Source organism: Paenibacillus popilliae ATCC 14706, from assembly GCF_000315235.1.
Lineage (GTDB): Bacteria > Bacillota > Bacilli > Paenibacillales > Paenibacillaceae > Paenibacillus_B > Paenibacillus_B popilliae.
Genome location: NZ_BALG01000152.1, coordinates 1 through 261 on the forward strand (window position 1 = coordinate 1; position 261 = coordinate 261).

1 protein-coding gene is annotated in these 261 nt (G+C 41.0%); it reads left to right on the plus strand.

The features are described from left to right. Nucleotides 1-261 (plus strand): transposase (locus tag PPOP_RS10775; protein ID WP_234399791.1); only part of this gene is annotated, 261 nt, incomplete at both ends.

The following is a 261-nucleotide window of genomic DNA, read 5'->3' on the forward strand; positions in this document are numbered from 1 at the left end:
GACAACAACAAACCTTGGTTCTGAGTCCTTATGCGGCACTGTATGACATCGTTGTACCGAAGGACAATATGCTCCGACAAATCAATGAACTGGTGGACTTCACCTTCATATACGAGGAACTGGAAGAAAAGTATTGTTTGGATAATGGACGTAACGCCATTGACCCGATTCGCATGTTTAAATATCTACTACTGAAAGCTATATTTGAACTCTCTGACGTAGACATTGTTGAACGCTCTAAGTATGACCTGTCGTTCAAAT